Source organism: Streptomyces sp. DSM 120436 (assembly GCF_055778765.1).
In genome coordinates, this window is sequence record NZ_JBSKBS010000001.1 from 1,089,662 (window position 1) to 1,107,040 (window position 17,379).

16 protein-coding genes and 1 pseudogene are annotated in these 17,379 nt (G+C 72.5%); 12 read left to right on the forward strand and 5 right to left on the reverse strand.

Annotated features, from left to right (window positions below; all coding sequences use genetic code 11):
• Positions 1-7: 7 nt before the first annotated feature.
• Positions 8-1,831, reverse strand: a complete 1,824-nt coding sequence (locus ACWH4W_RS04960) for a bifunctional metallophosphatase/5'-nucleotidase (protein WP_473074615.1) — start codon at positions 1,829-1,831, stop codon at positions 8-10.
• A gap of 181 nt (positions 1,832-2,012) precedes the next feature.
• On the opposite strand from ACWH4W_RS04960, the gene mshD reads away from it, so the two are divergent.
• Positions 2,013-2,939 carry a mycothiol synthase gene (gene mshD, locus ACWH4W_RS04965; RefSeq protein WP_473074616.1) on the forward strand — a complete coding sequence of 309 codons (927 nt, stop codon included), beginning with the start codon at positions 2,013-2,015 and terminating at the stop codon, positions 2,937-2,939.
• A gap of 448 nt (positions 2,940-3,387) precedes the next feature.
• Here mshD and ACWH4W_RS04970 read toward each other — a convergent pair.
• A pseudogene (locus ACWH4W_RS04970) lies at positions 3,388-3,773 on the reverse strand (RNA polymerase subunit sigma-24); the annotation flags it as partial.
• A gap of 109 nt (positions 3,774-3,882) precedes the next feature.
• Between ACWH4W_RS04970 and ACWH4W_RS04975 the strand changes: the two are divergent.
• The 10 genes from ACWH4W_RS04975 (at position 3,883) to pstB (ending at position 14,726) form a co-directional block, all read left to right on the forward strand.
• Positions 3,883-4,308, forward strand: a complete 426-nt coding sequence (locus tag ACWH4W_RS04975; protein WP_473074617.1) for a GntR family transcriptional regulator — start codon at positions 3,883-3,885, stop codon at positions 4,306-4,308.
• Positions 4,305-5,216, forward strand: a complete 912-nt coding sequence (locus ACWH4W_RS04980; RefSeq protein WP_473074618.1) for an ABC transporter ATP-binding protein — start codon at positions 4,305-4,307, stop codon at positions 5,214-5,216. The genes ACWH4W_RS04975 and ACWH4W_RS04980 overlap by 4 nt, the downstream gene beginning before the upstream one ends.
• The gene (locus ACWH4W_RS04985) at positions 5,213-6,220 is read left to right on the forward strand and encodes an ABC transporter permease (RefSeq protein WP_473074619.1); all 1,008 of its coding nucleotides are present in this window, start codon (positions 5,213-5,215) and stop codon (positions 6,218-6,220) included. Before ACWH4W_RS04980 ends, ACWH4W_RS04985 begins: the two co-directional genes overlap by 4 nt.
• 134 nt (positions 6,221-6,354) lie before the next feature.
• Complete coding sequence (locus ACWH4W_RS04990; RefSeq protein WP_473074620.1) at positions 6,355-8,721, forward strand: RNA degradosome polyphosphate kinase; 2,367 nt, start codon at positions 6,355-6,357, stop codon at positions 8,719-8,721.
• Positions 8,702-9,901, forward strand: coding sequence for a CHAD domain-containing protein (locus ACWH4W_RS04995; protein ID WP_473074621.1), 1,200 nt, complete (start codon positions 8,702-8,704; stop codon positions 9,899-9,901). The genes ACWH4W_RS04990 and ACWH4W_RS04995 overlap by 20 nt, the downstream gene beginning before the upstream one ends.
• Positions 9,902-9,926: 25 nt before the next feature.
• Entirely contained in the window at positions 9,927-10,367 is a 441-nt protein-coding gene (locus tag ACWH4W_RS05000; RefSeq protein ID WP_473074622.1) for an NUDIX hydrolase, read from the forward strand.
• Positions 10,368-10,576: 209 nt separating this feature from the next.
• Positions 10,577-11,704 carry a phosphate ABC transporter substrate-binding protein PstS gene (pstS, locus tag ACWH4W_RS05005; protein ID WP_473074623.1) on the forward strand — a complete coding sequence of 376 codons (1,128 nt, stop codon included), beginning with the start codon at positions 10,577-10,579 and terminating at the stop codon, positions 11,702-11,704.
• A gap of 133 nt (positions 11,705-11,837) precedes the next feature.
• Positions 11,838-12,842, forward strand: a complete 1,005-nt coding sequence (pstC, locus tag ACWH4W_RS05010; protein ID WP_106413565.1) for a phosphate ABC transporter permease subunit PstC — start codon at positions 11,838-11,840, stop codon at positions 12,840-12,842.
• Positions 12,839-13,900, forward strand: a complete 1,062-nt coding sequence (pstA, locus tag ACWH4W_RS05015) for a phosphate ABC transporter permease PstA (protein ID WP_473074624.1) — start codon at positions 12,839-12,841, stop codon at positions 13,898-13,900. The genes pstC and pstA overlap by 4 nt, the downstream gene beginning before the upstream one ends.
• Before the next feature lie 49 nt (positions 13,901-13,949).
• Positions 13,950-14,726, forward strand: coding sequence for a phosphate ABC transporter ATP-binding protein PstB (gene pstB, locus ACWH4W_RS05020; RefSeq protein WP_106413563.1), 777 nt, complete (start codon positions 13,950-13,952; stop codon positions 14,724-14,726).
• A 132-nt stretch (positions 14,727-14,858) separates the two neighbouring features.
• On the opposite strand, the gene ACWH4W_RS05025 is transcribed toward pstB, so the two are convergent.
• A complete protein-coding gene (locus ACWH4W_RS05025; RefSeq protein WP_106413562.1) occupies positions 14,859-15,857 on the reverse strand; it encodes an inorganic phosphate transporter in 999 nt (332 codons plus the stop codon).
• A gap of 7 nt (positions 15,858-15,864) precedes the next feature.
• Positions 15,865-16,485 (reverse strand): DUF47 domain-containing protein, encoded by a 621-nt coding sequence (locus tag ACWH4W_RS05030; protein WP_037930976.1) that lies wholly within the window; start codon positions 16,483-16,485, stop codon positions 15,865-15,867.
• Between the two features lie 237 nt (positions 16,486-16,722).
• On the opposite strand from ACWH4W_RS05030, the gene ACWH4W_RS05035 reads away from it, so the two are divergent.
• On the forward strand, positions 16,723-17,145 hold the full coding sequence (locus ACWH4W_RS05035; RefSeq protein ID WP_473074625.1) for a metal-sensitive transcriptional regulator: 423 nt from the start codon (positions 16,723-16,725) through the stop codon (positions 17,143-17,145).
• Between the two features lie 20 nt (positions 17,146-17,165).
• Here the strand turns inward: ACWH4W_RS05035 and ACWH4W_RS05040 are convergent, their stop codons facing one another.
• Entirely contained in the window at positions 17,166-17,351 is a 186-nt protein-coding gene (locus tag ACWH4W_RS05040; protein WP_473074626.1) for a hypothetical protein, read from the reverse strand.
• Between the last annotated feature and the right edge of the window lie 28 nt (positions 17,352-17,379).

Below are 17,379 nucleotides of genomic sequence, written 5' to 3' on the forward strand. Positions count from 1 at the left end.
ATGCGGGTCACTGCACGATCGTGATGCGGTCCGCCGCCGGCGGGTCGATCGGGTCGCCGGCCGAGGAGTTGGCCGTGAGGTACTGCTCCAGGGCCGTCAGGTCGTCCTCGCCGACCAGGTCGTCGGTGCCTTCGCCCAGGGTGGGGAAGCCGTCGCCGCCGCCCGCGAGGAAGCTGTTCGTCGCGACGCGGTAGTCGGCCGACGGGTCGACCGGCTCGCCGTTCAGCCGGATCGAGTCCGTGACGACCCGGTCGGCGCCGGTCTTCGTCAGGTCCAGCGTGTAGGTGAGCCCGTCGGACACCTGGAGGATCTTCGGCGCGGCCTCGTTCGGGCCGCCGACCTGCTCCTTGAGGGCCTGGATCAGCTGCTCGCCGGTGAAGGTCTGCAGGTTGACCGTGTTGGCGAACGGCTGGACCGTGAAGGCCTCCGCGAAGGTCACCACGCCGTCGCCCTCACCGCCGCTCGCCGCGTGGGTGAGCGGGGCACGGATGCCGCCCGGGTTCATCAGGGCGAGGTCGGTCTCCGGGTCCAGCGTGCGGGCGTACTCCAGCTGCGCGTCGGCGATCAGGTCGCCCAGCGGGGACTCGGTGCCGTCCTTGACGATGTCGCCGGAGATGTAGCCGATCGGGCGGTTGCCGATCGGGGCGGCGAGGGTGTTCCACTTGTCGATCAGGCGGGTCATGTCGGGCGCCCTGGGGACGTCCCGGGTCACCACGTGGTTCGCGGACTTCACGGCCGTACGGGCGATGTCGCCGGTCCGGCGGTCGTACGTCAGCGTGGTGTCGGTGTAGAGCCGGCCGAAGGACGCGGCGGAGGTGACCGTGCGGGGCTTGCCCGCCGGGTCGGGAACGGTGCAGACGTACGCGTTGTGGGTGTGGCCGGTGACCAGCGCGTCCACCTCGGGCGAGACGTTCTTCGCGATGTCCGCGATCGGGCCGGAGATGCCGTCGCCGGCGCCGGGGGAGTCGCAGTCGTAGTTGTAGCTCTGCGAGGCCGGGAAGCCGCCCTCGTGGATCAGCGCCACGATGGACCTCACGCCCTTGCGGCGCAGCTCCTCGGCGTACCTGTTGATGGTCTCGACCTCGTCCTTGAAGACGAGGCCCTTGACGCCCTCGGCGGACACGATGTCCGGGGTGCCCTCCAGGGTCACGCCGATGAAGCCGATCTTGACGTCCTTCTTCTTCCACACCCAGTACGGCTTGAGGAGCGGCTTCCCGGTCCTCTCGTCCAGGACGTTGGCCGCCAGGTACGGGAAGTCGGCGCCCTTGAACCTCTTGTCCGTGTAGCAGCCGTCCGTCGGGTGGCAGCCGCCGTTCTGCAGGCGGGACAGCTCCTTCGCGCCCTCGTCGAACTCGTGGTTGCCGACCGAGGTGACGTCCAGCTCGAGCTTGTTCAGCGCCTCGATGGTGGGTTCGTCGTGGAACAGGCCCGAGATCAGCGGGGAGGCGCCGACCATGTCGCCGCCGGCCGCGGTGACGGAGTACGGGTTGCCCTTGCGGGCCTGGCGCAGGTGCGTCGCCAGGTACTCCGCGCCGCCCGCGTCGATCGTCCTCGTCGTGCCGTCCGGCTGGAGTTCGGTGACCCGGCCGGAGGAACCGGTGGGCGGCTCCAGGTTGCCGTGCAGGTCGTTGAAGGACAGCAGCTGCACGTCCTGGTAGCGGCCCGGCCGGTGGTCGTGGCCCTTGCCCCTGCCGTGCTGCTCGCCCGCGCTCGCCGCACCGGGCAGGGCCGCGGCGGCCAGGGCGCCGACGGTGAGGACACCGGCGGCGGTCACGAGGAGACGGTTCGTACGGCGTCTGCGGCGCGGGTGCGCCGGGGATGTGGCTGGCATACGCCCCCCTGTCGGTGCGAGTGGGTACCGGCGCAGCCTAGGGTCAACGCGCGTAGCGCGACAGGGTTTCCGGGTCACAGCCTGGTCTATCTTTCACCGCGACCGCCGTCGTCGCCCGTGCGGCACGCTGCCGCCCCTCGCCGTGCCGTGCCGTCCCCTCGCCCTCGTTACCCTCGTACGCATGACCAGCGACGCGTTCCCCCCGCCCGGCCGTCCCCGTTCGCTCCAGACGTACACCGCGCTCGACCCGGCGCAGGTCGACGCGGTCCTCGCCCTGCTCGACGAGGCGGCGCGCGACGACGGCCGGCAGGCCGTGTCGGAACAGGGGCGGCTGCAACTGCGCGGCGGCGAGCGGGAGGGCGTCTCGCACCTGCTGCTGACCGTCGGTGAAGAGCTCGCCGGGTACGCCCAGTTGGAGGACACCGATCCGGTGGAGCCGCCGGCCGCGGAGCTGGTGGTGCGCCCCTCGTACCGCGGGCAGGGGCACGGGCGGGCGCTCGGCACGGCGCTGCTCGCCGCGTCGGGCAAGCGGCTGCGGGTGTGGGCGCACGGCGGGCGCTCCGCCGCCCGGCACCTGGCGCAGGTGCTCGGTCTGACGCTGTTCCGCGAACTACGGCAGATGCGGCGGCCGTTGGCGGGTCTCGACCTGTCCGACCCGGTGCTGCCGGAGGGCGTGACCGTGCGCACCTTCGAGCCCGGCCGGGACGACGCGGCCTGGCTCGCGCTGAACGCCGCCGCGTTCGCCCACCATCCCGAGCAGGGCTCCCTCACCCAGCGGGACCTCGACGACCGCAAGGCCGAGCCGTGGTTCGACCCCGAGGGCTTCTTCCTCGCCGAGCGCGACGGACGGCTGATCGGCTTCCACTGGACCAAGGTGCACGCCGACGAGGGCCTCGGCGAGGTGTACGTCCTCGGCGTCGCCCCCGACGCCCAGGGCGGCGGACTCGGCAGGTCCCTGACGACGATCGGGCTGCGCCACCTCGCGGACCGGGGCCTGCCCACCGCGATGCTGTACGTCGACGCCGACAACAAGGCGGCGGTGTCCGTCTACGAGCGGCTGGGCTTCGTCACCCACGAGACGGACCTGATGTACCGGACGGAGACCTGAGCGGACGGAGACCTGAGCGGACGGAGCGCTCGCCGCCGGACCGACTCGGCGCAGCACACCGCGACCGCGACCGCGAGCAGCACGGCGCACAGCGGCAGCGCCCAGCAGTCGTGGGCGTCCGCCCGGCGCGGGTCGCCCGGCGCGGTGAACGGCGCCCGGTCCGCGGGGCTCAGCGGCGGCGCCGGCACCGCCGCCATGAGCAGGAACCCGGCGACCGCCTGACCCGGCCGGGCGGTGTCCCGGCCGGGCGATGTCCCGGCCGGGCGGTGTCCCGGCCGGGCGGTGTCCCGGCCGGGCGGTGTCCCGGCCGGGCGGTGTCCCGGCCGGGCGATGTCCCGGCCGGGCGATGTCCCAGCCCGGCGGTGTCCCGGCGGCGCACCGCGGAGGCCGCGCCCGGCCGGGGCGGGGGCGAGGACGGCCGCCGCCCCCACCGTGACGTCCCCGGCCGGCCGCGAAGCACGCGCTCCTCCGCCGGCGCCTCGTCCCGGTGGCGCAGCCGCCGCGTCGGCGCCTGCCGAGGCCGCCGCCGTGCCCCCGGCCTCCCCCGTGCCCCGGCCCCGCGCAGGGCGTCGACCAGCCGGCGCGAGGCGATCCGCCCCAGCCGGCCGGCGGCGTCCGCGCGCGCCGCGTCCTCCCGCCGGCGGACGGTGCCGCGCCACACCGCGAGGAAGGTCTCCCGCAACGTCGTCGACGAGAGTCGCGTCGGCGCACCGGGCGCGCCTGCGCGCGGTGCGGCCACGGCGCGCACCGCCGGTGCGGCTCACCGAAGGCGCGCCGGCCGCCGTCGGCCGTGACGGCGCGCAGCAGCTCGCCGTCGCTTCTCACCTCGCTCACGTCCCCTCACCGGACGGGCCCCGCCGACCGGTTCACGGGTCCGCGGTTGACTTTCGCGCCCCCTTGCACCACCCTTTCACTACTCAATTAGTGAAAGGGTGGTTGTCGAGTGGTGGACTACCGCATCGACCGGCGCAGCGGCGTGGCCACCTACGTCCAGATCGTGCAGCAGACCAAGCAGGCGCTCCGCCTGGGACTGCTGGCCCCGGGCGACAGACTGCCCACGGCCCGCGAGGTCGTGGAGGCCACCGCCGTCAACCCGAACACCGTGCTGAAGGCGTACCGGGAGCTGGAGCGCGAGGGACTGGTCGAGGCCCGGCGCGGCCTGGGCACCTTCGTGCGCCGCTCCCTCGGCGCCGCCCCCGCCGACTCCCCGCTGCGCGCCGAGCTGGAGGACTGGGCCGCCCGGGCCCGGGAGTCCGGCCTGGAGCGGGAGGACGTCGCCGCGCTGTTCACCGCCGTGCTCGAGACGCACTATCCGGAGCAGGACGCTCGCCCCGCGCCTGCGCACACCTCACAGGGAGACCCCTCATGATCGTCCCGGCCCTCGAGGCGGACGCGCTCGGCAAACGCTTCGGCCGGCGCGCCTGGGCGCTGCGCGACTGTTCCTTCCGGCTGCCCGCCGGACGCGTGTGCGCCGTCGTCGGCCCCAACGGCGCGGGCAAGTCCACCCTGCTCGCGCTCGCCGCGGGCCTGCTCGCCCCCACCGAGGGCACGGTCCGCGTGCTCGGCGCCGCCCCGGCCGCCGCCCGCCCCCGGGTGGGCTTCGTCGACCAGGGCAAGCCGCTGTACCCGCAGCTCACGGTCGCCGAGACGCTGCGCATGGGCGCCGACCTCAACCCCGGCCACTGGGACGCCGGCACCGCGCGGCGGGTCGTGGCCGGCGGCGACCTGGACCCGGACCGGCGGATCCGCGCGCTCTCCGGCGGCCAGCGCACCCGTGTCGCGCTCGCCCTCGCCCTCGGCAAGCGGCCCGAACTGCTGCTCCTGGACGAACCGATGGCCGACCTCGATCCGCTGGCCCGGCACGAGCTGACGGGCGTCCTGATGGGGGAGGCGGCCGCCCACGGCACCACCATCGTGATGTCCTCGCACGTGGTCGCCGAGCTGGAGGAGTCCTGCGACCACCTGCTGCTGGTCGGCGGCGGCCGGGTCCGGCTGGCCGGCGAGATCGACGACCTGCTGGCCGCCCACACCCGGGTGGCCGCCCCCGCCGCGGCGGACCTCGCGCCGCACGAGGTCGTCGAGTCCCGCACCACCGGCCGCCAGCTCAGCGCGCTGATCCGCCCGGCCGGCCCGCTGCCCGGCGACTGGCGCACCGGCACGCCGTCCCTCGAGGAACTCGTCCTGTCCTACCTGCGCAACCCCACGGCCCCGGCTCTGACCCCCGCGTCCGCGTCCGCGTCCGAGTCCGCGTCCGAGTCCACGGAGACCGCCGCATGACCACCGCCCTCACCACCCCGGCCGCCCCCGCCGCCGACCGCACCGCCCGCGCCCCCCGCCAGTGGCGCTGGCTGCTCCGGCTGCACCGCCCGGCCCTGATCGGCGGCGGCGCGCTGGTCCTGCTGACCTCGGCGGCACTGCTGTGGCTCGGCGGTCCCCTCACCGACTCCTCGGCGGCGGCCTGGCAGGCGTACAACGCCTGCGAGTGGGGGGCGGGCTGCCGCTACGACCAGGACGCGATCCTCCGCTTCAAGAACGTCTACACCTGGACGACGGCCGCCGCGCTCGTCGTGCCGTTCCTGGTCGCCGCCTGGGCGGGCGGCTCGCTCGCCGGCCGTGAGACGGAGTCCGGCACGGTCCGCCTGGCCTGGACCCAGGGCGTCTCCCCGGCCCGCTGGCTGGCCTCCCGGCTGGCCCTGCCCGCCGTGCTCGTCGTCATCGCGGCCGGTCTGCCGGCGGCGCTGCACCGCTGGGCGTGGACGGCGGCCGACGGCCGCGTCGACACCGCCAAGTCCTGGCACGGCCCCGCCACCTTCCTCGCGGGCGGCACCGTCCCCGTGGGCCTGGCGCTGGCCGGTCTCGCGGCGGGCGTCCTGGCCGGGCTGGTCCTGCGCCGCGCCCTGTCCGCCCTGGTCACCGCCGTCGCCGCCCTCGGCGTCCTGTGGGCGGGCGTCCATGCGGCCCTGCCGTACCTGTGGCCGTCCGTGACCCGGCTCAGCGCCCTGCACGAGGGACCGGCGGGGAGCGGCCTGCACGTCCGCGAGGGCGTGCTGACCGACGGCGGGGGCCGGGCCGCGGCCCCGTGCCTCAACAGCCAGGCCCCCGACTGCGGTGACGCCCTGGCCGACCTGGGCGCGACCGCCTTCTACCGCGACTTCCACCCCGCCTCCCACTACTGGCCGCTCCAGCTGGTCGCCACCGGCGTCCTGCTCGCCGTCGCCGCCCTGCTGGCGTACGCGGCCTTCCGGGTGGTGCGCCGCACCACCCAGGCGGCGCGCGGCTGACGCGTCCGGCAGCCGGAGGGGGCGTGCCCGCACGGGCACGCCCCCTCCGCCGCGTCCCCGCGGGCCACCACCCGCTGCCTTGGACGTCATGTCGCCGTAACCCCGGGTTCAGACGGCCTTGCGACGCTCGGCCCATGCATCCCGCCGCGCCAGAGCCCTCACCCGGCAGGGTGAACGGGAGGCACGGGAGCGCCTCAGGGCCACCACCGCTCCCACCCGCGCTTTCCGACGCGCCCGCGACACCGTCCGCGCGGAAGAATGGGGTCATGAGCCAGCCCGACACCCAGGCACAGGTCCAGCACTCGCAGCCCTCCGTGGGCTCCATCGCCGCGCACCGGCCGCACACCGTGGCCGGAACGGTCTCCGACCTGGAACCCGACATCGACGCCGACCTGGACGGCTACGAGGAGGCGCACACGGACGGCGCCGCCCCGCTGCCGCGAGGCCGTTTCCTCGACCGCGAGCGCAGTTGGCTGGCGTTCAACGAGCGTGTGCTCGAACTGGCCGAGGACCCCGAGACCCCGCTGCTGGAGCGGGCGAACTTCCTCGCGATCTTCGCCAGCAACCTGGACGAGTTCTTCATGGTCCGGGTGGCGGGACTCAAGCGCCGCATAGCCACCGGCGTGGCCACCCGCTCCGCCTCCGGCCACCAGCCGCGCGAGGTGCTGGAGATGATCTGGGCCCGCTCCCGCGAGCTGATGGCCCGGCACGCCGCCTGCTACCACGAGGACGTCGCCCCCGCCCTCGCGGAGGAGGGCATCCACCTGGTCCGCTGGAACGAGCTCACGGAGAAGGAGCAGGCCCGCCTCTTCACCCTGTTCCGGCACCAGATCTTCCCCGTGCTCACCCCGCTCGCGGTGGACCCGGCGCACCCCTTCCCGTACATCTCCGGCCTGTCGCTGAACCTGGCCGTGGTGGTGCGCAACCCGGTCACCGGGCACAAGCACTTCGCCCGGGTGAAGGTGCCGCCGCTGCTGTCCCGCTTCCTGGAGTCCTCCCCCGGCCGCTACGTCCCCGTCGAGGACGTCATCGCCGCCCACCTGGAGGAGCTGTTCCCGGGCATGGAGGTGCTGGAGCACCACGCCTTCCGGCTCACCCGCAACGAGGACCTGGAGGTCGAGGAGGACGACGCGGAGAACCTCCTCCAGGCCCTGGAGAAGGAGCTGATGCGGCGCCGCTTCGGACCGCCGGTGCGCCTGGAGGTGGAGGAGTCCGTCGACCGCGAGGTCCTCGACCTCCTCGTGCGCGAGCTGAAGGTCTCCGAGGCCGAGGTGTACCCGCTGCCCGGCCCGCTCGACCTGACCGGCCTGTTCCGCATCCACAGCCTGGACCGGCCGGAGCTGAAGTACCCGAAGTTCGTCGCCGGCACCCACCGCGACCTGGCCGAGGTGGAGTCGGCGTCCGCGCCGGACGTCTTCGCCGCCCTGCGCAGCCGGGACGTGCTGCTGCACCACCCCTACGACTCGTTCTCCACGTCGGTGCAGGCGTTCCTGGAGCAGGCGGCGGCCGACCCGGACGTGCTGGCCATCAAGCAGACCCTGTACCGGACCTCCGGCGACTCCCCGATAGTGGACGCCCTCATCGACGCCGCCGAGTCCGGCAAGCAGGTCCTCGTCCTGGTCGAGATCAAGGCCCGCTTCGACGAGCACGCCAACATCAAGTGGGCGCGCAAGCTGGAGGAGGCCGGCTGCCACGTGGTCTACGGCCTGGTCGGCCTGAAGACCCACTGCAAGCTCTCCCTGGTGGTCCGTCAGGAGGGCGAGACGCTGCGGCGCTACAGCCACGTCGGCACCGGCAACTACCACCCGAAGACGGCCCGGCTGTACGAGGACCTCGGGCTGCTCACCGCGGACCCGCAGGTCGGCGCGGACCTCTCCGACCTGTTCAACCGCCTCTCCGGCTACTCGCGGCGCGAGACCTACCGGCGGCTGCTGGTCGCCCCCAAGTCCCTGCGGGACGGCCTGGTCTCACGGATCGACAAGGAGGCCCAGCACCACCGCGCCGGGCGGCCCGCGTACGTCCGCATCAAGGTGAACTCGATGGTCGACGAGGCCGTCATCGACGCCTGCTACCGGGCGTCCCAGGCGGGCGTGCCGGTCGACATCTGGGTGCGCGGCATCTGCGCGATCCGGCCGGGCGTGCCGGGGCTGTCGGAGAACGTGCGGGTACGGTCCGTCCTCGGCCGCTTCCTCGAGCACTCCCGCGTGTTCGCCTTCGGCAACGGCGGCGAGCCCGAGGTGTGGTTCGGCAGCGCCGACATGATGCACCGCAACCTCGACCGGCGGATCGAGGCACTGGTGCGGGTCACCGACCCGGCCCACCGGGCCGCCCTCAACCGGCTGCTGGAGACCGGCATGTCCGACACCACGGCGTCCTGGCACCTCGGCCCGGACGGCGAGTGGACCCGGCACTCCACGGACGCGGACGGCCAGCCGCTGCGGAACATCCAGGAGACGCTCATTGACGCCCGGAGGCGCCGGCGTGGCACAGCAGCCCCCTGACCCGACGTCCGGCCCGGTGCCGGCGGACGTCCTGGCCCGCCATCTGCGGGAGAGAGCGACCGAGTTCCTCCGCGCGCTGCGCCTCCACCGGGAGTCCGGTGCGGGCGCGGCGCCGGAGGACTCCGCCGAGGCGGCCCGCGCACTGAGGCGCGCGGCCCGCCGCATCAGCGCCGGGCTGTACACCTTCCAGCCGGTCCTGGACCCCGTCTGGTCCCAGGCCCTGGGCCCCGAACTGGCCTGGGTCTCCGGGACCCTGTCCCTGGAGGACGCGTGCGCGAACCGCCTCGACCGCCTCCTCCAGGCCCTCCACCGCCTCTCGGGCCCCGCGGCCCCGGACCCCCCGCCCGGCGCCCGGCTCGCGTCCCGCGTCCCCGACGTGCCCGCGCCCGCCGACGGTGTCCCGCCCGGCGTGCCCCGCCCCGCCGCGGCCCGCCGCGCCACCACCGGCACCGTGATCGCCACCGTCCCGGCCCCGGACGGCCGCCGCGCCGCCGACCGGCGCACGGAGGAGACTCCCCCTCCTGCCGGCCCCCGCTCCTCCCGCCCCGCCGCCGACCGGGGCCCCCTCACCTTAGGCGCCGCCAAGGCCGGGGCCCTGCTGGACCGGCAGCTCACGCTCGCGCGGACGCGGGCGCACTCGACCGCGTTGCGGGCGCTCGAGTCGGCCCGGTTCCACGCCGTGGCCGATCAGGTGGCCGTGCTGGCCAGCGAGGTACCGCTGGCGCCGGCGGCCGAGGGCGCCGACCTGCGCCCGCTGGCGGACGCGGCGCGGGAGCGGCTCGCGGACGCCGTCGCCGCACTGCCCCTGCTCACCGCGGGCAGCCCGTACAACGCCGAGGCGCTGGCGCACGGCCTGTCCCCGGACTCCGCCCCGCACCCGCAGGACACCCCCTGGCACCAGGTGCGGCTCCTGCTCCGCCTGCACCGCTACGCCCGCGAGGCCCTGGACCCGGCCGCGGGCGACGACCCCCGGCTGCGCGCCGCCGGCGAGGCGCTGGACCGGCACCGTGACGCCGCCGAGGCCGCGGCCGCCGCCGCGCAGGCGGCCCGCACGCCGCGGATCGCCCCGGCCACGGCGTACGCGCTGGGCGTGCTCCACGCCGACCAGCGGCATGAGGTGGAGGCGGCGCGGTACGCGTTCCAGCGCGCCTGGCAGAAGCCGGCCGCCGACGCGCCGTAGCCGTACGGAACCGAGGAGGCACCCGGTGCGCACCCCACGACCCGCCCGGAGCGGCGCCCTCACCGTCGAGGCCGCCGGCTGCGTCCTGTGGCGCCGCTCGCCCGTCACCGGTGAGCTGGAGCTGTGCCTGGTCCACCGGCCCAGGTACGACGACTGGTCCTGGCCCAAGGGCAAGCTGAAGCACGGCGAGGACCCGCTCGCCGGCGCCCTGCGCGAGGTCGCCGAGGAGACCGGGCACACCGCCGTGCCGGCCGCCGAGCTGCCCAGCACCCGCTACCTCGCGCACGGCCGCCCGAAGCGGGTCCGCTACTGGGCGGCCGAGGCCGTCTCCGGCACGTTCACGCCCGGTGACGAGGTCGACCGGATCCTGTGGCTCCCTCCGGACGCCGCCCGCCGCCACCTCACCTCGTCGATGGACGCCGGCCTGGTGGACGCCCTCCTCGCCACCCTCCGCCCGGCCGGCTGAGAGCGCCCGCTCCACGGCCTCACCGCACCGTCCACAGGGGTTCACCCCTCGTTCATGTGCGTCCATCGACCGCTTCACCTGTTCTGCCTAATTTCGGCCTTACGCGGTGCGGATCGCCCGGACACGAACCCTTACAGGACGAGGCGGCCGCCTCACCCACACTTCGCACGCCGCCGAATTCAGGACGGCGGCCACTGGAAGGAACAAAAGTGAAGCTTCAGCGCATGAACCGGCGGGCCCTCGCTCTCGGTGCTCTCGCCGTCTCCGGCGCCCTGGCCCTCACGGCGTGCGGCTCCGACGACACCGGCAACAGCGACGGCGGCGGCGCCTCGGCGACCACGCAGGCCGGCAACATCGACTGCGGCGACGCCAAGGGCCAGCTGCAGGCCTCCGGCTCTTCCGCCCAGAAGAACGCCATCGACGCCTGGGTCAAGCAGTACTCCGCGGCGTGCAAGGACGTTCAGGTCAACTACAACCCGACCGGTTCGGGCGCCGGCATCACCGCGTTCCTCCAGGGGCAGACCGCGTTCGCCGGCTCGGACTCCGCGCTGGAGACCGAGGAGATCGAGCAGTCCAAGAAGATCTGCAAGGACGGCCAGGGCATCGACCTGCCCATGGTCGGCGGCCCGATCGCCGTCGGCTACAACGTCCCGGGCGTCGACAACCTGGTCCTGGACGCGTCGACCCTCGCCAAGATCTTCGACAGCAAGATCACGAACTGGAACGACGAGGCGATCGCCAAGCTCAACCCCGACGCCAAGCTTCCCGACCTGAAGATCCAGGCCTTCCACCGCTCGGACGAGTCCGGCACCACGGACAACTTCACCACGTACCTCAAGGAAGCCGCTCCCAAGGACTGGACCTACGAGCCGAGCAAGGCGTGGGAGGCCAAGGGCGGCCAGTCCGCGCAGGGCTCCTCCGGTGTCGCCCAGCAGGTCAAGCAGACCTCCGGCGCGATCTCCTACATGGAGCTGTCCTACGCCAAGGACGGCATGAGCACGGTCTCCATCAAGACCGAGGCCGCCGAGCCGGTCGCGGCCACCGTCGAGAACGCCACCGCCGCCATCGGCGCCGCCAAGGTCGTCGGCACCGGCAAGGACCTCGCGCTGGAGCTGGACTACACCCCGTCCGCCGAGGGCGCCTACCCGATCGTCCTGGTGACGTACGAGATCGTCTGCGACAAGGGCAACAAGGCGGAGACCCTGCCCGCCACCAAGTCCTTCCTGAACTACATGGCCTCTGAGGACGGCCAGGCCCTGCTGGCCGACGCGGGCTACGCCCCGATGCCCAAGGAGATCATCACCAAGGTCCGCGAGACCATCTCGGGCCTGAGCTGACCCGAGTGTGCGGACCGGCCCCCGTCCGGGGGCCGGTCCGCACCGTCCGGTGCACCGCCATCAGGAGCCCCCGGCCCCCGGACGGCTCCTACCGAGCCGTCCGCCCCGGCGGCTCCGCAGACCGGAGAACCCGATGGACATCACGACACAGCAACCCACCGCACCCCCCGCACCCGGCCCGGCCGCGCCCCAGGACAAGCGCGCCGCGCGCGGTGCCACCCGCCCCGGTGACCGGATCTTCCTCGGGTTCTCCCGCGGATCCGGCATCTTCGTCCTGGTCATCATGGCCGCCATCGCGGCCTTCCTGACCTACCGCGCCTCCATAGCCATCAGCAAGAACGAGGCGAACTTCTTCACGACCTTCGAGTGGAACCCCAGCGGCATCCCGCCGGAGTTCGGCATCGCGGTCCTGGCCTTCGGCACCGTCGTGTCGTCGGTCATCGCCATGGTCATCGCGGTCCCGATCGCGGTGGGCATCGCCCTGTTCATCACGCACTACGCCCCGCGCCGCCTCGGCGGCCCCATCGCGTACGTGATCGACCTGCTCGCCGCCGTCCCGTCCATCGTCTACGGCCTGTGGGGCGCCCTCGTCCTCGTGCCGCACCTGGAAGGCCTCTACGGCTGGCTGGACGACTACCTCGGCTGGACCGGCATCTTCGAGTGGAACGACGGCGCCCCGCGCTCGCTGTTCACCGTCGGCATCCTGCTCGCCATCATGATCCTGCCGATCATCACCAACGTGAGCCGCGAGGTCTTCCGGCAGGTCCCGCGGATGCACGAGGAGGCGGCCCTGGCCCTCGGCGCCACGCGCTGGGAGGTCATCCGCATGTCGGTGCTGCCCTTCGGCCGCTCCGGCGTCATCTCCGCCTCGATGCTCGGCCTCGGCCGCGCGCTCGGCGAGACGATGGCCGTGGCCATGGTGCTCTCCTCGAGCTTCGACATCAACGCCAGCCTGCTCGACACGGGCGGCGGCACCTTCGCCCAGAACATCGCCAGCAAGTTCAACGAGGCCACCGAGATGGGCCGGGACGCCCTGATCGCCTCCGGTCTGGTCCTCTTCGTCATCACGCTGCTGGTCAACGGCGCGGCCCGCCTGATCATCGCCCGCCGCAAGGAGTACTCGGGGGCCAACGCATGAGCCACGCAACCCTTTCCCCCAAGCGCAGCTCCCTGCGCGGCGCGACCCTGCCCAAGTGGTTCGCCTGGGCGGTCGCCGCGGGCTCCGTCGCCGCGGGCCTCGGCATCAGCGCCGTGGCCGGCCTGGACAGCAGCATCCAGTGGGCCCTGATCGCGGCCGCCCTGTTCGTCGGCGGCTCCTACGCCGTCTCCGCGAAGGTCGAGGGCCGCCGCCAGGCCAAGGACCGCACCGCGACCAGCCTGGTGTGGGTCGCCTTCCTCCTGGCCGTCGTCCCGCTCGCCTCCCTCGTCTGGGAGACCGTCAAGCGCGGCGTCAAGGTCCTCGACGGCTACTTCCTCACCCACTCCATGGGCGTGGTCGCCGACACCGAGCCCGGCGGCGGCATCTACCACGCCATCATCGGCACGCTGGAGCAGGTCGGCCTCGCCACCCTGATCTCCGTGCCGGTCGGCGTGCTCACCGCGATCTACCTGGTCGAGTACGGGCGCGGCAGGCTCGCCAAGGCCGTCACCTTCTTCGTCGACGTCATGACGGGCATCCCGTCCATCGTCGCGGGTCTGTTCGTCCTCAGTGTGTGGATCCTGATGCTGGACATGGGCCCCTCCGGCTTCGCCGGCTCGATGGCCCTGTCGATCCTGATGATCCCGGTGGTCGTCCGCTCCACCGAGGAGATGCTCAAGCTCGTCCCGAACGAGCTGCGCGAGGCGTCGCTGGCGCTCGGCGTGCCGAAGTGGCGCACCATCCTCAAGGTGGTCCTGCCGACGTCGATCGGCGGCATCATCACGGGCGTGATGCTCGCGATCGCCCGCATCACCGGTGAGACCGCCCCCGTGCTGCTGCTGGTCTGGGTCACGAACTTCATCAACACCAACCCGTTCCAGGACCCGCAGGCGTCGCTGCCGATGTACATCTACCTGCAGTACACCAACAGCGGCGGATACGGCGCGCCCTACGACCGCGCCTGGGCGGCGGCCCTGACGCTCATCGCGTTCATCATGATCCTCAACCTGGTGGCCCGCGGCATCGCCCGCTGGAAGGCCCCGAACACCGGTCGCTGACGCGGCCAGGACGTATTCCGTCAGCGACCCGAAAGAAGCAGTGATTCACATGGCCAAGCGCATCGATGTCAGCGGCCTCAACGCCTACTACGGTTCCTTCCTGGCCATCGAGGACATCTCGATGACCGTCGAACCGCGTTCCGTGACGGCCTTCATCGGCCCCTCCGGCTGCGGCAAGTCCACCTTCCTGCGCACGCTCAACCGCATGCACGAGGTGACGCCGGGCGGCCGGGTCGAGGGCAAGGTCATGCTCGACGACGAGAACCTGTACGGCAGCGGGATCGACCCGGTGGCCGTGCGGCGCGAGGTCGGCATGGTCTTCCAGCGCCCGAACCCGTTCCCCACGATGTCGGTCTACGACAACGTGGCGGCGGGCCTGCGCCTGAACGGCAAGTACAAGAAGTCCGAGCTGGACGACGTGGTCGAGAAGTCCCTCAGGGGCGCGAACCTCTGGAACGAGGTCAAGGACCGCCTGAACAAGCCCGGCTCCGGCCTCTCCGGCGGTCAGCAGCAGCGTCTGTGCATCGCCCGCGCCATCGCGGTCGAGCCGAACGTCCTGCTGATGGACGAGCCCTGCTCCGCCCTGGACCCGATCTCCACCCTCGCCATCGAGGACCTGATCGGCGAGCTGAAGGAGCGCTTCACGATCGTCATCGTGACGCACAACATGCAGCAGGCGGCGCGCGTCTCCGACCGCACGGCGTTCTTCAACCTGGCGGCGGTCGGCCAGCCCGGCAAGCTGATCGAGATCGACGACACGGAGCGGATCTTCTCCAACCCGTCCGTGCAGGCCACCGAGGACTACATCTCCGGCCGCTTCGGCTGACCGGTCCCCTCGCGGTGCTGCATGGCGGTGCCACCGCGAGGTACGAAGGGCCCGCCCCCACTCGACGGGGGCGGGCCCTTCTGCGTGCTTGGCGTACAGGGACCCCGGCGTGCCGCCGTACGCGGTCCTCGGCTACAGCGCGATCAGGTGCACCAGTCCGAAGCAGGCCGCGGCCACCAGGGCGGCGGCCGGCATGGTGATGAACCAGCCCAGGACGATGTTCTTCGCGACGCCCCAGCGCACCGCGTTGACCCGCTTGGTGGCGCCCACGCCCATGATCGCGGAGGTGATCACGTGGGTGGTGGAGATCGGCGCGTGGAAGATGAACGCCGAGCCGAACATGATCGAGGCGCCGGTGGTCTCGGCGGCGAAGCCCTGCGGCGGGTCCAGCTCGATGATCTTCCGGCCCAGGGTGCGCATGATGCGCCAGCCGCCCGCGTAGGTGCCGAGGGACAGCATCACGGCACAGGCGATCTTCACCCACACCGGGATGGGGTCGCCGTAGTCCTCGACGTCGGCGATGACCAGGGCCATCACCACGATGCCCATCGTCTTCTGGGCGTCCTGGAGGCCGTGGCCCAGGGCCATGCCGGCCGCGGACACCGTCTGGGCGATGCGGAAGCCGCGCTTGGCCTTGTGCGGGTTGGCCCGCCGGAAGATCCACATGATCGCGGTCATCACCAGGTAACCGGCGATCAGACCGACCACGGGCGACACGAACATCGGAATGACGATCTTGTCGACGACGCCGTGCCAGTAGACGGTCGTCCCGCCGGCCAGCGCGGCGCCCACCATGCCGCCGAACAGGGCGTGGGACGACGACGAGGGCAGGCCGAAGTACCAGGTGATCAGGTTCCAGGTGATGGCGCCCACCAGCGCGGCGAAGAGGATCCCCATCCCCGTCGACCCCTCGGGCGTCTCGATCAGCCCCTCGCTGACGGTCTTGGCCACCCCGGAGCCCATGAACGCACCGGCGAGGTTCATCACGGCCGCCATCGCGAGCGCCACCCGGGGCGTGAGCGCCCGGGTGGACACGGAGGTGGCGATCGCGTTGGCCGAGTCGTGGAAGCCGTTGGTGTAGGTGAAGAAGAGCGCGACCCCGATGGTCACGACCAGAGCGAAGGTGTCCATGAACGGCTCAGGACTCCTTGACGGCGATGGTCTCCACCGTGTTCGCCACGTGCTCGAAGGCGTCCGCCGCTTCCTCCAGCACGTCCACGATCTGCTTGAGTTTCAGCACCTCGATCGCGTCGTACTTGCCGTTGAAGAGGTGGGCGAGCAGCTTGCGGTGGATCTGGTCGGCCTGGTTCTCCAGCCGGTTGACCTCGATCCAGTACTCGGTGAGGTTCTCCATGGTGCGCAGGTGCGGCATGGCCTCCGCGGTGAGTTCCGCGGCCCGCGCCAGGACCTCGATCTGCTGCTCGACGCCCTTGGGCAGCTCCTCGACGTTGTAGAGGACGACCAGGTCGACGGCCTCCTCCATGAAGTCCATGATGTCGTCGAGGGAGGACGCCAGGGCGTAGATGTCCTCGCGGTCGAACGGCGTGATGAACGAGGAGTTCAGCTGGTGGAAGATCGCGTGCGTGGCATCGTCACCGGCGTGTTCCGCGGCCCGCATACGCTCTGCGATCTCGGCCCGGGCGGAGGTGTCCGCCCCGAGCAGTTCCATCAGGAGTTTCGAGCCCGTGACGATGTTGTCCGCGGACGCGGCGAACATGTCGTAGAAGCTCGTCTCCCTGGGGGTCAGACGAAAGCGCACGTGGGGTCCTCGGTATGCGTCGGTTTCGGTCAGGCTGATGCTAGGCGCATCATCCGGCCACCAATAACGGCCGCCCCCCAGTGTCGCCCATCAGGCACAGTGATGAGTACGGGGGCGGGGGGTGCGTCCCGCCGGGGAGCGGCCCCTGGCGCGGACCGGCCGTCCCCGAACCGGCGACGTTCGGTAACATATACCCACCAGGGGTATATAGCGCCCATCGGACACCAGGAGGACGCGATGACCACCACCGGAACCGGCGCGCCCGCGCCCTCCTCCCCGGAGGCGGCCGACGCCGCGGGGACGGCGCCCGCCGTGGACACGACGGACGTGACGGACGTGACGGACGTGACGGGCATCGTGACCGATCACGACCGCGGCATCCACGGCTACCACCACCAGAAGCAGGAGCACCTCAAGCGGCTGCGCCGCATCGAGGGCCAGATCCGCGGACTGCAGCGGATGGTCGACGAGGACGTCTACTGCATCGACATACTCACCCAGGTGTCCGCCTCCACGAAGGCGCTGCAGTCGTTCGCGCTGCAGTTGCTGGAGGAGCACCTGCGCCACTGCGTCGCGGACGCGGCCGTCAAGGGCGGCGACGAGATCGACGCGAAGGTCAAGGAAGCCACGCAGGCCATCGCCCGCATGCTGCGGACCTGACCCCCTCCACGGCCGGGGCCTCAGGGCGCAGCGGTGTCCGTCCGCGCCTCGGCCACCCGCAGCACCTCGTCGATGCTCTCCAGGCTCAGCCGGTCCTCGGCGTTGGACGCGGCGATGATCAGCTCGCCGCACAGTTCGATCTCGGCGAGCGCCACGTGATCCTGGACCGGAACCGTCCCCCTCCCGAGCGGAGCCACGCGCCTCACCTCACTCTGTCGTCACCGACTTCCTAGA

What these genes read in the sequence shown, in the direction of transcription:
- ACWH4W_RS04960 (WP_473074615.1), bottom strand. Translation starts at nt 1,831, where the DNA reads ATGCCAGCCACATCCCCGGCGCACCCGCGCCGCAGACGCCGTACGAAC.
- mshD (WP_473074616.1), top strand. Translation starts at nt 2,013, where the DNA reads ATGACCAGCGACGCGTTCCCCCCGCCCGGCCGTCCCCGTTCGCTCCAG.
- ACWH4W_RS04980 (WP_473074618.1), top strand. Translation starts at nt 4,305, where the DNA reads ATGATCGTCCCGGCCCTCGAGGCGGACGCGCTCGGCAAACGCTTCGGC.
- ACWH4W_RS04985 (WP_473074619.1), top strand. Translation starts at nt 5,213, where the DNA reads ATGACCACCGCCCTCACCACCCCGGCCGCCCCCGCCGCCGACCGCACC.
- ACWH4W_RS04990 (WP_473074620.1), top strand. Translation starts at nt 6,355, where the DNA reads ATGCATCCCGCCGCGCCAGAGCCCTCACCCGGCAGGGTGAACGGGAGG.
- pstC (WP_106413565.1), top strand. Translation starts at nt 11,838, where the DNA reads ATGGACATCACGACACAGCAACCCACCGCACCCCCCGCACCCGGCCCG.
- pstA (WP_473074624.1), top strand. Translation starts at nt 12,839, where the DNA reads ATGAGCCACGCAACCCTTTCCCCCAAGCGCAGCTCCCTGCGCGGCGCG.
- pstB (WP_106413563.1), top strand. Translation starts at nt 13,950, where the DNA reads ATGGCCAAGCGCATCGATGTCAGCGGCCTCAACGCCTACTACGGTTCC.
- ACWH4W_RS05025 (WP_106413562.1), bottom strand. Translation starts at nt 15,857, where the DNA reads ATGGACACCTTCGCTCTGGTCGTGACCATCGGGGTCGCGCTCTTCTTC.
- ACWH4W_RS05035 (WP_473074625.1), top strand. Translation starts at nt 16,723, where the DNA reads ATGACCACCACCGGAACCGGCGCGCCCGCGCCCTCCTCCCCGGAGGCG.